At 56.6% G+C, this 20607-nt stretch carries 19 protein-coding genes; 6 read left to right on the top strand and 13 right to left on the bottom strand.

The annotated features are described in order from the left end of the window. Positions 1 to 71 precede the first annotated feature (71 nt). From ugpB to BMI79_RS18450, 7 genes are all read right to left on the bottom strand, one after another. Entirely contained in the window at positions 72 to 1385 is a 1314-nt protein-coding gene (ugpB, locus tag BMI79_RS18480) for a sn-glycerol-3-phosphate ABC transporter substrate-binding protein UgpB (protein WP_076943567.1), read from the bottom strand. Between the two features lie 260 nt (positions 1386 to 1645). Further along, a complete protein-coding gene (locus BMI79_RS18475) occupies positions 1646 to 2833 on the bottom strand; it encodes an aminotransferase-like domain-containing protein (RefSeq protein WP_076943566.1) in 1188 nt (395 codons plus the stop codon). Positions 2834 to 3049: 216 nt separating this feature from the next. After that, positions 3050 to 3751 (bottom strand): high-affinity branched-chain amino acid ABC transporter ATP-binding protein LivF, encoded by a 702-nt coding sequence (gene livF, locus BMI79_RS18470; RefSeq protein ID WP_076943565.1) that lies wholly within the window; start codon positions 3749 to 3751, stop codon positions 3050 to 3052. Positions 3752 to 3755: 4 nt separating this feature from the next. Then, positions 3756 to 4523: a high-affinity branched-chain amino acid ABC transporter ATP-binding protein LivG gene (gene livG / locus BMI79_RS18465; RefSeq protein ID WP_076943564.1), complete on the bottom strand. Its 768-nt coding sequence runs from the start codon at positions 4521 to 4523 to the stop codon at positions 3756 to 3758. After that, on the bottom strand, positions 4520 to 5803 hold the full coding sequence (locus tag BMI79_RS18460; RefSeq protein WP_076943563.1) for a high-affinity branched-chain amino acid ABC transporter permease LivM: 1284 nt from the start codon (positions 5801 to 5803) through the stop codon (positions 4520 to 4522). Before BMI79_RS18460 ends, livG begins: the two co-directional genes overlap by 4 nt. Continuing rightward, positions 5800 to 6726, bottom strand: a complete 927-nt coding sequence (livH, locus tag BMI79_RS18455) for a high-affinity branched-chain amino acid ABC transporter permease LivH (RefSeq protein ID WP_076943562.1) — start codon at positions 6724 to 6726, stop codon at positions 5800 to 5802. The genes BMI79_RS18460 and livH overlap by 4 nt, the downstream gene beginning before the upstream one ends. Before the next feature lie 238 nt (positions 6727 to 6964). Beyond that, on the bottom strand, positions 6965 to 8080 hold the full coding sequence (locus BMI79_RS18450) for a branched-chain amino acid ABC transporter substrate-binding protein (RefSeq protein WP_076943561.1): 1116 nt from the start codon (positions 8078 to 8080) through the stop codon (positions 6965 to 6967). Positions 8081 to 8552: 472 nt separating this feature from the next. On the opposite strand from BMI79_RS18450, the gene panM reads away from it, so the two are divergent. Genes panM through BMI79_RS18435 form a run of 3 tightly spaced genes read left to right on the top strand, consistent with a single transcriptional unit; the run spans position 8553 to position 12197 of the window. Continuing rightward, the gene (gene panM / locus BMI79_RS18445; protein WP_076943560.1) at positions 8553 to 8945 is read left to right on the top strand and encodes an aspartate 1-decarboxylase autocleavage activator PanM; all 393 of its coding nucleotides are present in this window, start codon (positions 8553 to 8555) and stop codon (positions 8943 to 8945) included. Then, entirely contained in the window at positions 8942 to 10150 is a 1209-nt protein-coding gene (locus tag BMI79_RS18440; protein ID WP_076943559.1) for a DUF3142 domain-containing protein, read from the top strand. Before panM ends, BMI79_RS18440 begins: the two co-directional genes overlap by 4 nt. Next, positions 10137 to 12197: a hypothetical protein gene (locus tag BMI79_RS18435; protein ID WP_076943558.1), complete on the top strand. Its 2061-nt coding sequence runs from the start codon at positions 10137 to 10139 to the stop codon at positions 12195 to 12197. The genes BMI79_RS18440 and BMI79_RS18435 overlap by 14 nt, the downstream gene beginning before the upstream one ends. Positions 12198 to 12262: 65 nt before the next feature. Here BMI79_RS18435 and rpoH read toward each other — a convergent pair whose 3' ends face one another. The 4 genes from rpoH to ftsY form a co-directional block, all read right to left on the bottom strand. Then, a complete protein-coding gene (gene rpoH, locus BMI79_RS18430) occupies positions 12263 to 13120 on the bottom strand; it encodes an RNA polymerase sigma factor RpoH (RefSeq protein WP_076943557.1) in 858 nt (285 codons plus the stop codon). Positions 13121 to 13424: 304 nt separating this feature from the next. Further along, complete coding sequence (ftsX, locus tag BMI79_RS18425; protein WP_076943556.1) at positions 13425 to 14378, bottom strand: permease-like cell division protein FtsX; 954 nt, start codon at positions 14376 to 14378, stop codon at positions 13425 to 13427. After that, the gene (ftsE, locus tag BMI79_RS18420; protein ID WP_076943555.1) at positions 14368 to 15039 is read right to left on the bottom strand and encodes a cell division ATP-binding protein FtsE; all 672 of its coding nucleotides are present in this window, start codon (positions 15037 to 15039) and stop codon (positions 14368 to 14370) included. The genes ftsX and ftsE overlap by 11 nt, the downstream gene beginning before the upstream one ends. A 5-nt stretch (positions 15040 to 15044) precedes the next feature. Next, positions 15045 to 16403 (bottom strand): signal recognition particle-docking protein FtsY, encoded by a 1359-nt coding sequence (gene ftsY, locus BMI79_RS18415; RefSeq protein WP_076943554.1) that lies wholly within the window; start codon positions 16401 to 16403, stop codon positions 15045 to 15047. 251 nt (positions 16404 to 16654) lie between these two features. On the opposite strand from ftsY, the gene rsmD reads away from it, so the two are divergent. From rsmD to BMI79_RS18400, 3 genes are all read left to right on the top strand, one after another. Beyond that, a complete protein-coding gene (rsmD, locus tag BMI79_RS18410; protein ID WP_076943553.1) occupies positions 16655 to 17278 on the top strand; it encodes a 16S rRNA (guanine(966)-N(2))-methyltransferase in 624 nt (207 codons plus the stop codon). Next, positions 17268 to 17540 (top strand): DUF1145 family protein, encoded by a 273-nt coding sequence (locus tag BMI79_RS18405; protein ID WP_076943552.1) that lies wholly within the window; start codon positions 17268 to 17270, stop codon positions 17538 to 17540. Before rsmD ends, BMI79_RS18405 begins: the two co-directional genes overlap by 11 nt. A 125-nt stretch (positions 17541 to 17665) precedes the next feature. Then, entirely contained in the window at positions 17666 to 18292 is a 627-nt protein-coding gene (locus BMI79_RS18400; protein WP_076943551.1) for a lysoplasmalogenase, read from the top strand. 40 nt (positions 18293 to 18332) lie between these two features. On the opposite strand, the gene BMI79_RS18395 is transcribed toward BMI79_RS18400, so the two are convergent. Further along, the gene (locus tag BMI79_RS18395; RefSeq protein ID WP_076943550.1) at positions 18333 to 18692 is read right to left on the bottom strand and encodes an AprI/Inh family metalloprotease inhibitor; all 360 of its coding nucleotides are present in this window, start codon (positions 18690 to 18692) and stop codon (positions 18333 to 18335) included. Between the two features lie 48 nt (positions 18693 to 18740). After that, positions 18741 to 20309, bottom strand: coding sequence for a serralysin family metalloprotease (locus BMI79_RS18390; RefSeq protein ID WP_076943549.1), 1569 nt, complete (start codon positions 20307 to 20309; stop codon positions 18741 to 18743). Positions 20310 to 20607: the final 298 nt, after the last annotated feature.

The raw sequence follows: 20607 nt of genomic DNA, 5'->3' as shown, positions 1-20607 counted from the left end.
CACCTCGGCCCTCTCTCACTGGGAGAGGGAGTAAATCGATGCCGCTTGGCGGAACACGGCCAAACTGACGCTTACTGAGTTGAGGACGCGAAGCGGCGCAACAGTGCATCCCCACGTTCAACGGCGGCATCCATCGCCTGCTGCGGGGTTTTCTTGCCCGCCCAGACGCTTTCGAACTCTTCATCCACCAGGGTACGGATCTGCGGCATATTGCCCAGGCGCAGGCCTTTGGTGAAAGGTAACGGCGGCTTGTTCAGCATCTGGCGGGTTGGGATATCGGCCCCTGGGAACTTGTCGTAAAAGCCCTGCTGTTTGGTCAGCTCAAAAGCGGCGGTAGTGATCGGCAAATAACCGGTTTTCTGGTGCCATTCGGCGGCAATCTCCGGCTGCGCCAGAAACTGTAGGAACTGCGCCACGCCTTTGTAGGTGGCGGCATCTTTACCGTTCATCACCCATAGGCTGGCCCCGCCGATAATGGCGTTCTGTGGGGCATCTTTCGCCTCGGCGTCGTAAGGCATCATGCCGACGCCGAAGTCGAATTTGGCATATTTCCGGACGGTGGCCATCGCGCCGGAAGAGGCGGTGATAATGGCGCAGTCGCCGCTGTAGAACTTCTCGGTGGGTTCGTCTTTACGCCCGTAGTAGGTAAAGTCGCCTTTCTTACTCATGTCCTGCAGCAATTGGACATGCTTGACCTGCAGCGGCTGGTTAAACTCCAGCTTGGCGTTAGTGCCGCCAAAGCCGTTGTTTTCGCTGGCAAACGGCACTGCGTGCCAGGCGCTGAAGTTCTCCAGTTGGATCCACCCCAGCCAGCCGCTGGTGTAGCCGCACTTCATGCCGGCCTGGCGCAGCTTGGCGCTATCGGCCGCCAGTTCCTGCCAGGTTTTTGGCGGTTGATCCGGGTTGAGGCCGGCTTTTTTGAAGGCGTCTTTGTTGTAATACAGCACCGGGGTAGAGCTGTTGAACGGTTGGGAAATCAGGTGCCCGCTGTTATTGTCGCTGTAGTAACCGGCCACGGTCGGGACAAAAACCGACTCATCAAACGGCACGCCGCTTTCCTGAAAGATCTGGTAAACCGGCTTCACGGCCTTGCTGGCCATCATGGTGGCAGTGCCAACTTCGTAAACCTGCAGGATCGCCGGTGCTTTGCCTGAACGGTAAGCGGCAATGCCCGCCGCCAGGCTCTGTTCGTAGTTGCCTTTAAAAACCGGAACAATTCGTACGTCGCTGTGGGCCTGGTTGAAGCGGCTCACCAAAGAATCCACCTCTTTACCCAACTCACCTTCCATTGAGTGCCAAAACGGGATGTCGGTCGCAGCCTGAGCGCCGATCGCCAGAGTTAACGCCACGCACAGCGTCGTTATTTTAATTGTTTGGGTCAGCATGCCTAACTCCTGAGAAAAACGGGTATAAACCGAGGTTGATGACAAAGTAGGTTTTGAACCCGAGATACTCGGGCCTAGCGCACCGAGGGGCGCTCTCCCTAATAACGGGCTTTGTCAGCAGTCTGAAACGTCTCATTTTGTTCGGGAGCTAACATGCCATGCAGGAATGACAGAAAAATAACGATTGGATTACAGCAGCGTGACGGAAAGGTGAAGCACAGATGGCGGCGGCATGGAGGCTCCACGCCGCCGTAAAGGGATTATAAGGCGCGGCGCAGGCGGGCGACCGCTTCCTGCATTTGCTGTTCGGTCGCGGTAGCAAACGACAGGCGGAACGTGGAGTGATCTGGCTTATCAGAGAAGAAATACTCCCCTGGCACAAATACCACACCTTCATTCAGGGTAGTTTTCAACCATTCGGTGGCGTTGAACGGCTGGCGGAAGCGCGCCCACAGGAACATGCCGCCTTTTGGCATATCAAAGCTGATCACATCGCCCAGCTCTTTTTCCACCAATCCGGCCAGAATGTCGCATTTCTGCTTATAGGCAGCGCGGATCTTCTCGATCTGTGCCGGTAAACGGTTCAGGCCCAGATAGCATTCGGCGATACTCTGCGACAGCGAACTGGCATGCAGATCGGCCGCCTGCTTGATGATGGCGATCTTGTGCAGCAGGAACGGCGGCAGGATCGCCCAGCCTAGGCGCAGGCCTGGAGCCAGGATCTTGGAGAACGTTGAGGTGTAGATAACGTTATCGGTATGGCCCAAAATCTGCTGGGAAACCTGATACAGCGTGGCATTGCGCTCTTCGGTGAAACGCAGTTCGCCGTACGGATCGTCTTCCATAATCAGGAAGTTATGCTCGGCAGCCAGCTTCACCAGTTGTTCACGGCGTGCGGTGCTCAGCGTCAGGCCGGTCGGGTTACCGAAGTTCGGTACCACGTATACCCCTTTGATTTTCTGGGTCTTCAGCAATTCCGCCAGTTCATCAACCACCATGCCATCGCTGTCGGAAGAGACCGACATGACGTTGGCTTCCGCCAGTTCCAGCGTCTGCAGCGCGGCCAGGTAGGTCGGGCGCTCCACCACAAACACATCGCCGGGGTTAACCACCGCACGCATCACCAGATCCAGCGCCTGCTGGGAACCGGCGGTAACCAGCACATCTTCCGGTTTGGCGATGACGCCACGTTCGCTACACAGGGCGCAGATGCGTTCACGCAGCAGGTAACTCCCTTCGGTCAAACCATACTGAAAAGCACTTTTTGCCTGCTCGGTAATCGCCTGCTGTGTGGCAATGCTCAATCCTTCGAAATCGAACAGCGCATCAGAGGGAATGCCACCCGCCAGCGAAATGACATTTTCCATTTTACTGTGCTTGAGCAATTCACGGATTGCCGAGCTCTTTACCTTCAGCATGCGCTGCGCGAGTAATCCTTCTGTCTTCATTGGTTATTCTCGTAATCGTTAAAAATATGAGCGCAATCTGTTGTTTGATAACGCTTAAATCAAGGCTGCCCTTTCCCTCTCCTGCGGGGAAAGGGTTAGCATGAGAGGGATAAGCTGTTGCCAAAGCCCCTCACCCCGGCCCACTCCCGCAGGGAGAGGGGGCGTCATCGCAATCTGTTGGCCACCCTGTGTGAAGTTCAACCTGTGTTTGGCGCATTAACCGCCCAGATACGCCGATCTGACCGCTTCGTTTGCTAACAATGCAGCTCCCGTATCTTCTAACACCACGCGGCCGTTTTCCAGCACATAACCACGATCCGCCAGCTTTAACGCCTGATTGGCATTTTGCTCCACCAGGAAAATGGTCATGCCCTCTTCGCGCAGTTGTTGGATGATGTCGAAAATCTGCTGGATGATGATCGGTGCCAACCCGAGCGAAGGCTCGTCGAGCAGCAGCAGTTTCGGCTGGCTCATCAACGCCCGGCCAATCGCCAGCATCTGCTGTTCACCGCCGGACATGGTGCCGGAACGCTGGTTGCGGCGCTCCAGCAGGCGTGGGAACAGGTTGAATACCCGCTCAATACGCTGCTGGTACTGCTCACGGCTCGCAAAAAAACCGCCCATCGCCAGATTCTCTTCCACCGTCATGCGCGAGAACACCCGCCGCCCTTCCGGCACGATCGCCACCGCCTCACGCATAATGCGCGCGGTCTGCCACTGGGTAATGTCCTGATCCAGCAGTTGGATGGTGCCTTCGCTGGCACGCGGTTCACCACAGAGTGTACCAAGCAGCGTAGTTTTACCGGCACCGTTGGCACCGATCAGGGTGACGATCTCACCCTGCTGAATATTCAGGCTGACCTGATGCAGCGCCTGGATTTTGCCGTAATGGGCGGAAACCTGATTAAATGACAACATATGCTTATTCGCCCAGATAGGCCCGGATCACGTCCGGGTTATTGCGGATTTCTGCCGGAGTGCCCTGCGCCAGCGGGGTTCCCTGATTGACCACATAGATGCGATCGGAAATCCCCATCACCAGTTTCATATCGTGCTCAATCAGCAACACCGAAACCTTATGCTGATTGCGCAGTTCCATAATCAGGTGATCCAGCTCGTCGGTTTCTTTCGGGTTCAAGCCTGCTGCCGGTTCATCCAGCATCAGCAGTTCCGGGCGCGTCACCATGCAGCGGGCAATTTCCAGCCGCCGCTGCTGGCCATAGGCCAGGTTACCCGCCGAACGGTTGGCCATTTCCAGCAGGCCGACGCGCTCAAGCCATACCGTTGCCCGTTCCAGCGCATCGGCTTCGGCGCGGCGGAACGCCGGGGTTTTCAGCAAACCGGCAAACACGCCGCTCTTCAAGTGCTGATGCTGAGCCACCAGCAGGTTTTCCACCACCGTCATTTCGCGGAATAGCCGCACGTGCTGGAAGGTGCGCACCACGCCCATACGCGCGATCGTCTGGCCTGGCAGCCCTTCCAGATGGCGCTCGCGCAGTTTGATGGTGCCGCTGGTGGGGCGATAGAAACCGGTCAGGCAGTTGAACACCGTGGTTTTTCCCGCACCGTTCGGGCCGATCAACGAAACGATCTCACCCTCATGCAGCGCCAAGGCGACGTTGTTGACCGCCAGCAGGCCGCCAAAACGCATCGACAGCCCGTCGACTGCCAGTAAAGGTTGAGTACTCATGCCTGCTCCCCCTTCACTGCCTTGATCTCTGCCGCTTTCAGCTTCAGCTGTGGCCGCTTCATCGGCAACAAGCCTTGTGGCCGCCAAATCATCATCAATACCATCAGTGCGCCCAGCAGCAACATGCTGTATTCATTCAAGTCACGCATTAATTCACGGGAAACCACCAGCAGGATCGCCGCCAGGATCACCGCAAACTGCGAGCCCATTCCACCCAACACCACGATCGCCAGCACAAAGGCCGACTCGACAAAGGTGAACGATTCCGGGCTGACAAAGCCTTGGCGCGCGGCAAACAGCGTTCCAGCAAAACCGGCAAACGCGGCGCTGATGGTGAAGGCGGTCAGCTTGATTTTGGTCGGGCTGAGGCCCAATGACCGGCAGGCGATCTCATCTTCACGCAGCGCTTCCCAGGCCCGCCCGAGCGGCATGCGCAGCAAGCGGTTAATCACGAACAGCGTCAGGATCACCAGCAGCAGCGCCACCAGATACAGGAACACGATGCGATCGCCGGGATCGTACTGCAGACCAAAGAAATTGTGGAACGTATCCCAGCCACCATCGCGTGCGCTGCGGTTGAATTCCAAGCCGAAGAAGGTCGGTTTCGGGATCTGGCTGATACCGTTCGGGCCGCCGGTGATTTCGGTGTTGTTCAACAGCAGGATACGCACGATCTCACCAAAACCGAGCGTGACGATCGCCAGATAGTCGCCGCGCAGGCGCAATACCGGAAAGCCGAGAATAAAACCGAAGGCCGCCGTGACAATCCCCGCCAGCGGCAGGCTCTCCCAGAATCCCAGGCCATAATAGTGGTTCAGCAGCGCGTAGGTATAAGCGCCGATGGCATAAAAACCGCCGTAACCCAGCACCAGCAGGCCGGAAAGGCCGACCACCACGTTCAGGCCCAGGCCGAGCATCACGTAGATCAGCGTCAGGGTAGCAATATCCACCGTGCCGCGTGAAACCAGGAACGGCCAGATCACCGCAGCGATGATGATCGCCGCCGCCAGCAGTTTCTGGCGCATGGTGGTGCCATCAAAACTGGGCAACACGAACGACGGGCCGGAGACTTTTTTCAGCCCCTGCTGCATCAGCGGGCGCAACAGTTGGAAGAAGAACACCACCACGCAGCCGATGCCAATCCACATCCAGCGCACTTCGGCAGCGCCGTGCACCACCAGTTTGGTGCCATCAAGGCTCAGTTGCATCCCCATCAGGAAGGACGCCATGACAAACAGCACCACCGTGGCAATGATGGCGTTAAGCAGATCGAGTTTCATACTTTCTCCACCTCCGGACGCCCGAGGATGCCAGTCGGCATCACCAGCAACACCACGATCAGCAGTGCGAAAGACACCACATCTTTGTATTCAGTGCTCAAATAAGCCGAGGTCAGCGCTTCGGCCACGCCCAGCACCAGCCCACCGATCATCGCACCCGGAATACTGCCGATCCCGCCCAGCACGGCGGCGGTGAAGGCTTTCATCCCGGCCATAAAGCCGATGTACGGGTTAATCACGCCATAGAACTGGCCGAGCAGCACGCCAGCGACCGCCGCCATAATGGCACCGATGACGAACGTCAGCGAAATCACCCGATCGGTGTTGATGCCCAGCAGGCTGGCCATCTTTAAATCTTCAGCACAGGCGCGGCAGGCACGGCCCATGCGCGAATAGCGGATGAACAGGGTCAGCGCCAGCATGGCGAGGAAAGTCACCACCCAGATCGTGATCTGCATGGTACTGATGGTGGCGGCAAAGCCATTGCTTTCGCCGAGCACCCACTGGCCGGTGACCAGGCTCGGTAACGCCACATCGCGCGAGCCCTGCGTCAGGCTGACGTAGTTTTGCAGGAAGATCGACATCCCGATGGCGGAGATCAACGCGATCAGGCGCTTGGAGCTGCGCACCGGCTTATAGGCCACGCGCTCAATGCTCCAGCCATAAGCGCTGGCGATCACGATCGACACCAGGAAGGCGCTGCCGATCAACAGCCAACCGACGTCGATCCCCATCATCATCAGGGCGGCGATCACGATAAATGAGACATAACTGCCGATCATATACACTTCGCCATGAGCGAAGTTGATCATGCCGATAATGCCGTAGACCATGGTGTAACCGATGGCAATCAATGCATAGGTGCTGCCCAACGTGACGCCGTTGAACATCTGCTGCAGGAAATAGAGAAACTGCTCTGACATACTCTGGCCTTCTAAGGTGTTGTCGTGGCCGGAAAATATCGGCCCAACGGCCTGCTAACGTTGCAGGCACCGGTAATACCGGGTTTATAGATACTTAAGTCAAGGTTGACCCTCTCCCGCTAGAGAGAGGGTCAGGATGAGGAGGAATCAACTAAGCCATTGCCCCTCACCCCGGCCCTCTCCCGCAGGAAGAGGGGGCGCCACCTTAAGCATTGGCATTACTGAATATTATTATGGCTTATTTAATTGGCGTCGATGAACCATCAGCATGCCATTCGAACACGCCAAATTCGAAACCTTTCAGGTCGCCCTTCTCATCCCAGCTCAGTGGCCCCATCACGGTTTCCACCGGTTTGCCCGCTTTCAGATCTTTGACGATATCCGCAGGCTCCTGGCTGCCGCTGCGCTCCATGCCGGCAACCAGCGATTGCAGCGCGGCGTAGGTGGTCCAGACGAACGGCCCGGTTGGATCCAGCTTTTTGGCCTTCAGCGCATCAACAATCGGTTGGTTGGCAGGAACCTGATCGTAGCGTTTCGGCAAAGTCACCAGCATGCCTTCAGACGCGGCACCGGCGATGTTAGAGAGCGAAGAGTTACCCACGCCTTCCGGCCCCATAAAACGGGTAGTCAGGCCGGCCTGCTTGGCCTGGCGCAGGATCTGCCCCATTTCCGGGTAGTAGCCGCCAAAGTAAACGAAATCGACGTTCTCTTTCTTCAGGCGCGCCACCAGGGTGGAGAAATCTTTGTCACCTGCGGTGATACCTTCGAACATCACCACGTCAGTGCCCTGCTGTTTCAGGCTGTCACGTACCGAACGTGCCAAGCCTTCACCGTACTGCTGTTTATCGTGCACCACGGCAATGCGCTTCGGTTTGATATCATTGAGGATGTATTTCGCCGCGGTCGGACCCTGATCGGAATCCAGGCCGGTGGTACGCATGATCATTTTATAACCACGAGTGGTCAGATCGGCGTTGGTGGCCGCCGGGGTAATCATGATCACCCCTTCGTCTTCATAGATATCTGACGCTGGCTGGGTAGAAGAGGAGCACAGATGGCCGATCACGTAACGGATACCGTCGTTGATCACTTTGTTGGCCACCGCAACGGCCTGTTTCGGGTCGCAGGCGTCATCATATTCCACGCCTACCAGTTTATCCCCGTTGATGCCGCCTTTGGCGTTGATATCAGCGATCGCCTGGCGCGCACCGGTGAACTCCATATCACCGTACTGCGCCACTGGGCCTGACATTGCCCCCACGATCGCCACTTTGATATCTTTCGCCATCGCCACATGGCCCATAGCCATAGCGATACAGCCAGCCAGCAGCGCTTTACCCTTTGTTAATTTCATCCGCATAATCCCCGTCTATCGTTGTGAGTTTGCCCGTGGTGTTTGCCGCACCTATTCACTGTATACCCTTTATGGCTTGAAACTGCAGCCAGGCAGCAAACGCGCGAGCCGTTTGAAATACGCCGGGTATACGGCTTTTATCTATAAGTAATAATGATTTAGGTGTATTTTCGACAACATTTTCTAATAAGACTTTACTTTTCATGCCATTAAACAGGAATTTTCTTCTGCAAATCAACTCTTATGCTCAGAAACAAGCGGTGTAAACAGAATAAAATCCGGATTAATTCTACGCTAGATCGGACATGGCGCAGCGCATTGTGCTAGTTAACAAGCCAGTAACTAATTTTTTACTCGGAAAATGCCGGATGCAAAAAACATTTTGCGCAGTCGTCGTACAGAAAAACTTACACAACGCTCTGAACAAGATCTATTACACTGTCCAGACTCTTCATCCTAGTGGATATTTTGCATGAAACTAACCATTGAGCGATTGACCACGTTATCCGCACAAGACCTGATTGACCTTGGCAAAATCTGGCCACACCAGTCATTGACACAGTGGCAGGCCTGGCTGCAAGGCAGCAAGGCGCTGTTCGCAGCACGGTTTAATGAGCGGCTGCTGGGGGCGGTCAAAATTGAGCTGCAGGGTGATACCGCGCAACTGCACGATCTGATGGTGCGCGAAGTGACACGCCGCCGCGGCGTCGGGCTGTATCTGGTACAGGATGCCCAGCGCCAACTGCCGCAGGCGTTGCGCTGGCAGCTCTCTACCGCCGGATTACCCCCGCGTGAGCGCGGCGAAGTAGAGAACTTTATGCGCGCCTGCGGCTTTTCCGCCCTGGACGATCTCTGGCAGAAATGAAACCTTGGGCCGCCGCCGCCGTATTGTTGCTGGCGCTGACCGCAGTGCTGGCTGGCCGCTATCAGGCATTGCGCTTGCATACTGCCTGGGATCAGCAGGTATATCTCTGGCAGCGGGTCTGGACGCCACAACACGCCAACGCGTTGGCCGCCAGCCGTGACCTGTTTTCCACCCTACGCATTCTGGGCCTGCAGGTGCACCCGCGTGAGGGCTACCGCGAGATCCAGGTCAATACGCCACTGCTGAAGCAGGATGGCCGCCCGCTGTGGCTGGTGGTGCGCCTGGATGGGCAACTGAAACAGTTGGATGAACCGGCAATCCGCCAGCGCCTGTTGCAACTGTTGCAACGCTGGCAGGCGGCCGGGTTGCCGGTCATCGGGGTGGAGATCGATCACGATGCCGCCACCGCCCGCCTGCCGGAGTATCAGCATTTTCTGCAGCAACTGCGCCAGCAACTCCCCGCCTCGTTGCAACTGGGTATCACCGCTCTGCCTGCCTGGATCGGCTCACCGGCGTTACCCGGCGTGTTGCAACAGGCCGACAGCTCAGTGCTGCAAGTGCATGCGGTGTTATCACCGCAGCAAGGCTTGTTCGATGGCCGGTTGGCATTACGCTGGGCGAGCCAATATGCCCACCTCAGCCCTAATCCCTTTCGCGTGGCATTGCCTGCTTACGGTATGGGCCTGGTGAGTTTTGATGCCCAGGGCGCCCAGGTGGAAAGCGAGGCTTCTGTGCGCGTAGCGGGCAGCACGCAGGAGCTCAGCGTGGCACCACAGCAGGTGGCCGACTTTCTGCGCCAGCTTGCCACGCTCAATTTGCCACGCCTGCACGGCATTATCTGGTTTCGCCTGCCGCTGGAAAGCGATCGCCGCGCCTGGTCACTCGCCACACTGCGGGCGGTGATCGATCATCAGCCGCTCACGGCCGATTGGCAGGTAAAATTTCTGCCGCAGCCAAATGGGCTGTATGATCTGCTGATTCAGAATAACGGACCGGTGGATGCCCCGCTCCCACGCGAGATCGGCATTAACGCCAGCCGCTGTCTGGCTGCCGACGCGGTGGGCCATTACCGGTTGGAAACCACAGCAGAACAAGCACGTTTTATCCGCATCAGCGGCGATCAGCTACGCGCAGGGCAATCACGCCCGTTGGGCTGGCTGCGCTGCCAACAGATCACGCCAGGAGGCACTTATGTCGTCCCATGATTTGCGCTTAGCGGGCATGCGTAACCGCACTCTCCCGCTCGTCCCCCTGATTGCCGCCGCGTTGCTTATTCCATTGAGCAGCCAGGCCTGCGGGCCGGATTTCCCCAACCGCTTGTTGCTCAATCGCGACGGTACTCTGTTGTATATGCCAGAAGGTAACTTTGCGTTCGAAGCCCGCCGCCTGGTCGCAGTAGATAAGCAATTGCCGCTGTGGAAGGCTGCGGCTCCGGAGACACCGGCAAAACCGATGCCGCAGTCCCCTCAGGAGGTGGCGATCAACCAGATGCGCGCCAGCAAAACCGTTGAACAAGCGGATGCCGTTGACGCACAAGCGCTCTCCAACGCGGCACGCCTGTACACCCTGGGCGCGGTAGCTTTTGCGGCGGAAGATCCCCGTGCGGCGGATTACTTCCAGCAAGTGCTGGCGCTGCCGGCGGCCGATCGGGGCGACTGGGGATTACGGGCACAATACTCGCTCGGGCGACTGTGGATGAATGATCGCGGCACGCCGGAAAACGCCGACGGTTCAACCGCACCGGCAGTGCAACATCCAGAAAAAGCACAGCTTGCTAAGGCTAGCGCGGCTTTCCAGCAGGTGATCGATCAAGTGAAAAACGGTGTGGCCGATCCCGATCAACTGGCGTTAAGCAGCCTGGGCCAGCAGGCGCGCATTCACCTGTGGCAGGGCGAGATTGCCCCTGCGGTGCAGCTGTATGCCCAGCAGGCGGCACAGGGGGACAGTGATGGCGGCTTATCGTTGCAATATGTCTCCAGCTATCTGATTAACCCAGCTCATCTGGATAGCTTAAAACAGGTGATTCACGATCCGCTGATTCAGCAACTGGTGACCATCGAACTGTTCGCCCGCAGCGGTAACCTGCAGCCATACGACAATACCAAGCAGATAATTACACCAATCCTGGCGCTGCTGAATGAGTCGGTGCAAAGCGGCTTTGCAGGCAGCGATCGGCTGGCGGCACTCGCTTATCGTTCTGGGCAGTACCCGATGGCCGCCAGCCTGCTGAAAAACGCCGGAGACAGCGGTTTGGCCTGGTGGTTGCGCGCCAAGATGGCGCTGCGTGACGGCAACCTGAAGGCCGCCACCGCCGCCTATGCCAAAGCGGCCGCAGCCTTCCCCTCTGACGAAAGCTGGGGGCCGCAGTATGGTGAAGATTTCGCTAATGAAATGATCATTCCCGAATGCCGGGTAGCCGGTGAGCAAGCCATTTTGGCGCTGAACCGCGGCGATTACCTGCAAGCGATGGAACTGATGTACCGCGGTAAAGAAAATTACTGGGCAGACGTCGCCGATATCGCCGAGCGGGTGCTGACCATTGATGAGTTGAAAGGCTTTGTCGATAAACATGCCCCTGCGCCCACCACGCCGCTGAAACCGGTCAAGCCGGATGAGTACAACGGCCAGGTACTCACGCCAGAAATCCATCTGCGCGAACTGTTGGCGCGGCGGATGATGCGCGCCGGGCGTTATCAGGAAGCGCTCAATTACTTCGCCATTCCTAACTATGGCCAAGCCGCGCAGGAATTTGCCGCCCGCTTGAAAGTGGCACAGGATAAAGCCAGCGATAAAACCACGCGCGCCGAAGCCTACTATCAGGCCGCGGCCTTGCTGCGCTCACAGGGGCTGGAGTTCAGCGGTTACGAAATGACGCCAGACTACGCCATTTACGGCGCAGGTTATTCCTACCTGGGAGATGCCTTTAATACCAGCGAGTTGAAGCACAAGAGCTGGATCAGTGCCGCTGAAGCGGTGCGGGCTGCCAAATCTCTGCCAGAGGCAGATAACCGCTTCCTGCACTATCGCTGGCAGGCGGTGGCTCTGGCGCAGAAAGCCGCCGATCTCTTGCCGCCAAAAAGCCATGCCTACGCCGCCGTGCTGTGCAACGCTGCAAGTTGGGTTATCGCACGCGATGCCAAAACCGGGCGGGCGCTCTATCAGCGCTACGTCAAAACAGGCACTCCATACGGCTGGTCAAGCCATTTTGGCTATAATTGCCCGGCACCGGAATTTGCTGGCATCGCTAAATAAACGCCCAACAATAGAAAAGCCCGGAGGTTAACACCAGCCGGGCTTTTTCAATGCATTGAGCAGAATTACGCTTCGATCGCCATCTTCAGCTTCTTCATGGCGTTCTTTTCAAGCTGGCGCACACGTTCAGCAGAAACACCGTATTGATCGGCCAGTTCCTGCAAGGTGGATTTGTTGTCATCGTCCAGCCAGCGGGCGCGGATGATATGCTGGCTGCGCTCGTCCAGGCCTTCCAGCGCATAGGCCAGTTTGTCTGCGGCGCTGCTTTCCCAGTTATCTTCCTCGATGCCTTCGGCAAAGTCAGAGCTTTTGTCCTGCAGATACAGCACCGGAGCCATTGCCTGACCATCACGCCCTTCATCTTCCGGCGTTGGGTCAAAGGTCATGTCCTGTGCGGCCATGCGGGATTCCATTTCACGCACGTCTTTACTGGTCACACCCAGTTCGCGAGCGACCAGCTCCACTTCGTCCTGATTGAACCAGCCCAGACGCTGCTTGGTTTTACGCAGGTTAAAGAACAGTTTGCGCTGTGCCTTGGTGGTCGCCACTTTGACGATACGCCAGTTGCGCAGCACGTATTCGTGAATTTCTGCCTTGATCCAGTGCACGGCAAAAGAAACCAGGCGCACACCCACTTCTGGATTGAAGCGGCGCACCGCTTTCATCAGGCCGATATTCCCTTCCTGGATCAGGTCTGCCTGTGGCAACCCGTACCCTGAATAGTTACGGGCAATATGAGCGACAAAGCGCAGGTGAGACAGGATGAGCAGCTTGGCTGCTTCCAGATCGCCCTGGTAATGCAGCCGTTCAGCCAATTCCCGCTCTTCCTCTGCCGTCAGCATCGGATAGGCGTTGGCTGCCCGCAGGTAGGCTTCCAAGCTGCCCTGTGGGACTAAGGCTAAAGTTTGCATTTCTTTGGTCATTCAAAACCCTCTCTTGATAAAACAGATCATGCAGATGATTTTACGGCGGGGAGTTATTGATCTTATGGCTATTGCTGTTGCAAAAGCGTTTCCACACGCCGGGCACCTTAACATTTGCTGCCATTTACGACCCTGTTCTACCCTATAAGTTCCACATTTTTTCGTTCGCCGCGCTCACGACAATACGTGACGGATGCTCAGAATCATAGGGAATTTGTGCGGTCATGAAAAGAGGTGGGATAGGCGCCCTCTTCCCCCGCAACCAGGTAAGACGCAGCAGGAGAAGAGTATACCAAAAAAACCTTTATTGTGGTGTAAATCGGCGTAAATGTTGCACTGTGGCCAACCAGGCGGCAACCCAGCCAATCATCGCGGCAATCAGCAATAACAGCAGGGCTTCGTCCCACCCCAGACCGTGCAGGGTAAAGGTGGTGCCGAACACTTTTGCCACGCTGGTCACCACCGATTCCAGCGTCCATACCAGCACACCGGAGAGGATCAGCGAGAATAATGCGCCAAAGAAGCCAAGCATGGCGCCGCCGTTGAGGAACGGGCGCAGAATAAAGCCATCGGTGGCACCGATCAGCTTCATCACGTTGATGGTATCGCGACGGCTGAAGATACTTAGGCGTACGCTGTTACCAATCACCAGGAATACCGCCACAATCATCAAGATGCCGATCATCAAAGCCACCTGGCCCACCAGCCCGGTCAGCGCCGCCAGGCGGGCAAACCAGCTGTCGTCCATCCGCACGTCGTCCACGCCGTGAATCGCCGCCACGCGATCGCGCAGGGTGTTGAGCGTATCGGAGCTCTGAAAACTCATCTTCGGCGTGATTATCGCCACCGCTGGCAGCGGATTCTCTTCCAGCATATCCAGCGCGCCGCCAAAACCAGACCAGTTGCGGAACTCACCGCGCGCTTCCTCACGCGACAGGTAGTTCACCTTTTCCACGCCCGCTTCCGCCTTGATGGCGTCCAGCACTTTCACCGCCGCGTCGTCGTCGAGGGATTTATCCAGGTAGACCGTCAACTGCGGCGTCGGGTACCACTGGGTGGCCGCGGTGCTGACGTTTTTCCACACGATATAACAGACGCTGGGCAGCGTCAGGGAGATAGCGATCACCATCACCGTCAGCAGCGTGGCCAGCGGTTGGCGCAGCATATCCGCGATAGCGTTCATCCAGGCGTAGCGCCACTGTTCACGCCAGCCGCCGCGCAGTGCCTTGCTCTTGGCCGTTTTCTCGTTATTCGCCATGATGCGCTCCTCCGGCCATGCGGCCCTGGCTCAGCGTCAGGATACGGTAGTTGCGGCGCGCAATCAGCCCGGTATCGTGGGTGGCCATCAGCACCGTCACCCCTACGCGGTTAAATTCTTCAAACAGGCGCAGAATACCTTCCGACAGCGCATCATCCAGGTTACCGGTTGGCTCATCCGCCAGCAGAACCGCAGGCTTGTTCACCACCGCGCGGGCGATGCCGACGCGCTGCTGCTCACCGCCAGAAAGCTGGATCGGGAAGTTCTTCGCTTTATCCAGCAGCCCGACCTTGTCCAGCGCGGCCGACACGCGGCGGCGAATATCTTCGCTACTGGCCCCGGCGATCACCAGCGGCATGGCCACATTGTCGTACACCGTGCGATCCAGCAACAGATGGTGATCCTGAAAGATCATGCCGATCTGGCGGCGCAAGAAAGGCACCTCGCGGCTCTTCAAGCGGCTGATATCGTGCCCGCTGAACCAGATATGCCCCGCGCTTGGCCGTTCGATACCACAAATCAGTTTCAGCAGGGTACTTTTCCCTGCCCCGGAATGGCCGGTCAGAAACGCCATCTCCGCCGGGCGCAGATGGAAATCAACCCCCTGCAGCGCCTGCCGTCCGCCCAGATAAGCTTTACTGACCTGTTCAAAGCGAATCATCCGTATTAATCCTCTCGGGCAAAAAGTGCCTCAATAAAATCGTCGGCCTTAAACGGCCGCAAATCTTCAATGCCTTCACCTACGCCGATATAGCGAATCGGGATAGTAAACTGATCGGCGATAGAGAAAATCACCCCGCCTTTGGCGGTACCATCCAGTTTAGTCAGCGTGATGCCGGTTAAGCCCACGGCTTCATTAAACAACTTCGCCTGGCTGACCGCATTCTGCCCGGTGCTGGCATCCAGAGTCAGCATAACCTCATGGGGGGCCTGCTCGTCCAGTTTTTTCATGACGCGCACGATCTTCTTCAGCTCTTCCATCAGGTGCGCTTTGTTCTGCAAACGGCCAGCGGTATCGGCGATCAGGACGTCGATATTACGCGCCTTAGCGGCCTGGACGGCGTCGAAGATCACCGAGGCAGAATCAGCCCCGGTATGCTGGGCCACCACCGGAATACGGTTACGCTCCCCCCACACCTGCAGCTGCTCGACCGCGGCGGCGCGGAAGGTATCCCCAGCCGCCAGCATCACCGACTTCCCTTCAGCCTGGAACTGGCGCGCCAGTTTACCGATAGTCGTGGTTTTACCCACGCCGTTAACCCCCACCATCAGGATCACAAACGGCGTTTTGCCACTGACATCCAGCGGCTGATCCACCTTCGCCAGAATGCCCGACATCTCTTCTTTCAGCTTGCCGTACAGCGCCTCGGCATCTTTCAACTGCTTGCGGCTGGCATGCTGGGTGAGGGATTCAATGATTTTACGCGTGGTTTCCACGCCGACGTCGGCAATCAGCAGTTGTTCTTCCAACTCTTCGAACAGATCGTCATCAATCTTTTTGCCACGGAACAGGCCGATAAAACCAGAGCCCAAATTCTGTTTGGTTTTTAGCAGGCTGCGTTTCAGACGAGCGAAGAAGCCTTCCTTGCTCGGCCGTTCCTGCTCCTGTGTCACCGCAGGGGCCTGCAGTTCGGGGATATCTGCCGGGGTTTCAATCTCTACCGTTGTGGCCAGCGGCTCGGGTGCAGGCTGTGGCTCAGGTTCAACCACCTCAGCCACCGGTTCAATCAGGGGGTCGATCTCTTCAGCTGGTTGTTCCACCACCACACTGTGCTCAACCAGCACCGGGATGTTTTCAGCGATTGGCTCGCCGTTCAGGCTGGCATCCCACTCCCCTGGGGTATCTTTGGATTCGGCGGGTGCGAATTCCTGAGCGGGGAGTTTGTCGTCCAGTTTAGGGGCAACCACTGTGTCTGTCGCCTGATGTTCCCCTTGTTCTGCCGCTGGCTCAGGTTGCTGCTGATTCTCTTCCTGTTGGCCGAAGCCCAGCCAGGAGAAAAAACCACGTTTCTTATCTTTTGCCATCTATTGCCCCTACTCCATACCCATATACCCTGATGACTTGAAACCGCAGCGTTGCTGGCCGTACCAAGCACATTGGGTAGTTAACTTGCCAATGCGAAAATTAATCCGCCGAGTCTATCACTTTCCCTCACACAGCAACACGCATCGGGCACGCTTTCCAACGCAACCGTGTTTTAGCGTTTCCCCCGGCGCGCCGCACCGGTAGAATGGTGGTCACTTTTCGTTAACTCCGAAGCGTATCAATACTCTTTATGGCAAAACTATCTTCACGCAGCCCAGCTAAAAAAACGCCATCGGCCCCTGCCGGCCAGATCCGCATTATCGGCGGCCAGTGGCGCGGGCGTAAGCTGCCGGTCCCCAACAGCCAAGGGCTGCGGCCAACCACCGATCGCGTGCGTGAAACGCTGTTCAACTGGCTGGCACCGGTGATCCGCGGCGCTCGTTGCCTGGATTGCTTCGCCGGCAGCGGTGCGTTAGGGCTGGAAGCACTGTCACGCTACGCCGCCAGCGCCACGCTGCTGGAATATGAGCGGCCAGTGGCACAACAGTTGGAGAAAAACCTGGCGTTGCTGCAGGGCGCAGGGCAGGTGATCAATACCAACGCACTGCACTGGCTTGCGGGCAATGGGCAACCTTTTGACGTGGTGTTTCTCGATCCGCCATTTCGCCAAGGGTTGCTGGCTGAAACCGTTATACTATTAGAACAAGGTGGTTGGCTGGCGGATGAGGCGTGGATCTATGTCGAAGCCGAAGCCGAAAGCGCCGCCGCTGACGTTCCCGCCACCTGGACGCTGCACCGCGAGAAAGTCGCCGGTCAGGTGGCTTACCGTCTTTATATCCGTTCCACTGATGAGAAAACCGAACATGCTGATTAATCTGGGCCGCTTGCTGATGCTGTGCGTATGGGGCTTTCTGCTCACCAACCTGTTCGCACCGTACCCCAAACCGCTGAAGTACTTTATCGATGTGGCGCTGTTTTTTATGGTGGTCATGCACGGGCTGCAACTGGTATTACTGAAATCCACCCAGCCGAAAGACCAGCCCATCAGCCGTGGGCAGCAGGCCAAAATCTTTATTTTTGGCGTCTTTGAACTGCTGGCCTGGCAGAAAAAACAGCCGCCGATCAAGAAGAAGTAACCCGATACCCTGCATGATGAAGAAAGCGTTGTTTAACTTACGCGCGCTGCCTAAACTGAAGAAGTGACATGAGTGACAACCCGGAGTTGGTTACTGCAGCTCCCATAATAAATAAGGAAGACAAAATGAGTTGGCCGTTCCTTGCCGTATTTTTCTCCGGTTGGCTGTTCGTCGACGCCTCCTACCGCGGTCTGCGCTGGCAACGCTGGGTATTTAAACCGGTCACGCTGCTGCTGATGCTGCTGTTGGCCTGGCAGGCACCGGTGCTGGGTGCTACCGGCTATCTGATCGTCCTGGGCCTGTTAGCCACGCTGGTGGGTGACGCCCTGCTGCTGCTGCCGCGCGAACGCGTGCTGTATGCCATCGGTGCGTTCTTCCTCTCGCACTTACTTTATACCCTGAGCTTTGCCAGCCAGATGACCTTCAGCCTTTTCTGGCCGTTGCCTCTGGCGCTGCTCATCATCGGGGCAGCACTGCTGGCAACCATTTGGAGCCGGCTGGAAGAGATGCGCTGGCCGATCGCCACACTGGTGGCCATGGCGCTGCTGATGGTATGGCTGGCCGGTGAACAGTATTTCCTGCGCAGTACCGATTTAAGCTTCTCGCTGCTGGCGGGGGCATCGCTGCTGCTGCTGGCTAACATCGTGTGGCTTCTCAACCGCTACCGTTTTACTTTTCATGCCGCAGACGGGATTGTGGCCTTCTGTTACTTCGTCGGCCATTTCCTGATCGTCCGTTCGCTGTATCTGTAATGCCTGCAACGGGTTCGGTTCGCCGAACCCGTTCTGCCCATTACAGTGCCTTTAACGTCACCCCCGCCCCCGTATAAACCTCCCCCTCGCGTGAGAAAAACACCCAGGTGCTGCCATCAGCCTGCAACAGTGCGATGCCATCGGGCGCTGGCCGCCAGCCAACCACCTCAGCGGCAAACAGGTTTTTCAAACACTGCTCGCGATCCCGCAGCTCATAACCATTGGTACCCTGTTGCTCGCTGACGAGAAACTCCACCCGACATTGCTGCTGGCCGTCGGCAACCTGCCACTGGCCCGCCAATGACTGCGCGGTAGGAAGAACTAAACTGCTGGCCATCGCTGCTCCCATCACTGTGATGCCCACCGCGATCATCGCGGCACGCGTTAACCTGCTACTCATCTGATTCTCCTGCAAGTAGGGGCTGCACAGGCGGCCCCTACCTTCCTGCTAAACGATAAAGTCTGCCGTCATATCCACCTGGCCAACGATCTTCAACAAGAAATCGGGGGTCTGATAGCCGCCAAGGTTCAGCGCCAACTGACTCTGATTACTGGCGGCATCATAAGTCAGCAATGCTTCACCCGCATTACCGCTCAAGCGATCGACAAAGTGGATGAAATCCTTGCCCTGCGCGCCCTGATTAAAGAACGACAGGTCGATCTTATCGCTGCCGCTCTCAAAATCGTAGATGCAATCGGCAAAATCAGGCGTTGAATCGCTGGCGGCATTGAACACAAAGATATCCTTACCTTCGCCGCCAAACAGCTGATCGGCACCCGCGCCGCCGTACAAAATGTCATCTCCTGCGCCACCGAGCAGTTGATCGTGCCCATTGCCGCCAAACAGGATGTCGTTACCGTCATCCCCCCACAGGCGATCGTTACCATCGCCACCGGCCAGTATGTCGTTTCCAGCGCCACCAAACAGCACGTTATTGACCGCATTGCCCACGATCACATCGTCGCCTGAGCCCCCAATGGCGTTTTCAATGGTGACACCGGCGGCTATCGCCACGTTGCCCTTGAGCCCGCCGACATCAGAAAAAGATTTTTCATTCAGATTGATGCGCTGATCAGCGGTATACCCTGAAAAATCAAAGGTATCGTTACCACCCGCATCCCAGGCGGCGAAGATCACTTTCTGTTCGTTGCTGCTGGTGCTGAGGAAATCACGATCGGTGTTGGAATTAAAACCATACACGGTATCCCCGGTACGGGTGGTCATATTGGCCCCATACAGATGCTGGATCGCGGAAATATCGTCGATCAGCGGTGCCGCCGCGTAGTGGCCGCCGTTATCTCCCCCCGTCTTGGTTTCGCTCCAGTAGCTCATCAAGCTGAATTGACGGGTATCTTCGGCATAGGTGGCGTTTTGGTAGGTTGGGTTACCCTGACCGGCGTTGTAGTCACCCGGATGGCTCAAGCCCAACGCGTGGCCGATTTCATGGGTCAACGTCTGGCGGCCGTACTCTTCACTGGCCGGATGTTTCACATCGTACTGGTTGATGTTGTACCAAGTCTGGCCGGAGAGATCCTTTCCCTGATAAATCGAGCCCGGCAGGAAGGCGTAGGCCTGGGTTGCGTAATCATCATGCCCGGGTTGGTCCTGGCTGTAGTTACCGAAGGTGATATTGGCTTTCTGCGTAGCGGCCACTTCGCTAAAGGTAATATTGGCAACATCGGCCCAGGATTGCAGCGACAGCTTCGCCTGCTGTTGCTGCTCAACGTTGAACTTGCTGAGCCCGGTATCCCCCGCTGCGTTGGTGCTGGAGAATTTATAATCTGGGAATGAGAAGGTTAATTTAACCGGTTGGTCAAAAACCCCTTTACCATTCCAGGTTTGATTAGTACGAGTAATGAATAGCCCCGCTTGCTCGGTAGAAAATGAATCCTTGCCATTAATCTGGATCCCGTTACCTCGCTCATGATAATGCAGTAAAGCCTCAACGGCGCCATAACCGGTGATAGCCGACAAACTGGATCCAGAGACTTCAATTATTTCTTTCGTCGATTGCATTGGTTCGATTCCACTTATTATCTGAATTATTAAAAATCAGACAGATAGACATAACCAACCCACCAGTCAGGTGCACGCACCATGAACTGGTGAGAGGGAGTTTATGCGCCATTGCTGGCAGTGACTCAGGTAGAATTACGCGGATAGATCGGTAAATAAGATCGCCATCTCAAATAGCAATCGTTTCCAAGTATAGGCAGGGGTCTCGCGTGCAGTTAAAAATAATTAACTATTTATATAATAAATATAAGTTAATAATTCTGATTTTTTCAAATAAAAACACAGTTAAGGCAGTTTA

Origin of the sequence: Serratia oryzae (assembly GCF_001976145.1) — a bacterium.
Taxonomy (GTDB): domain Bacteria; phylum Pseudomonadota; class Gammaproteobacteria; order Enterobacterales; family Enterobacteriaceae; genus Chania; species Chania oryzae.
This window is presented reverse-complemented; position numbering and strand designations above follow the sequence as displayed.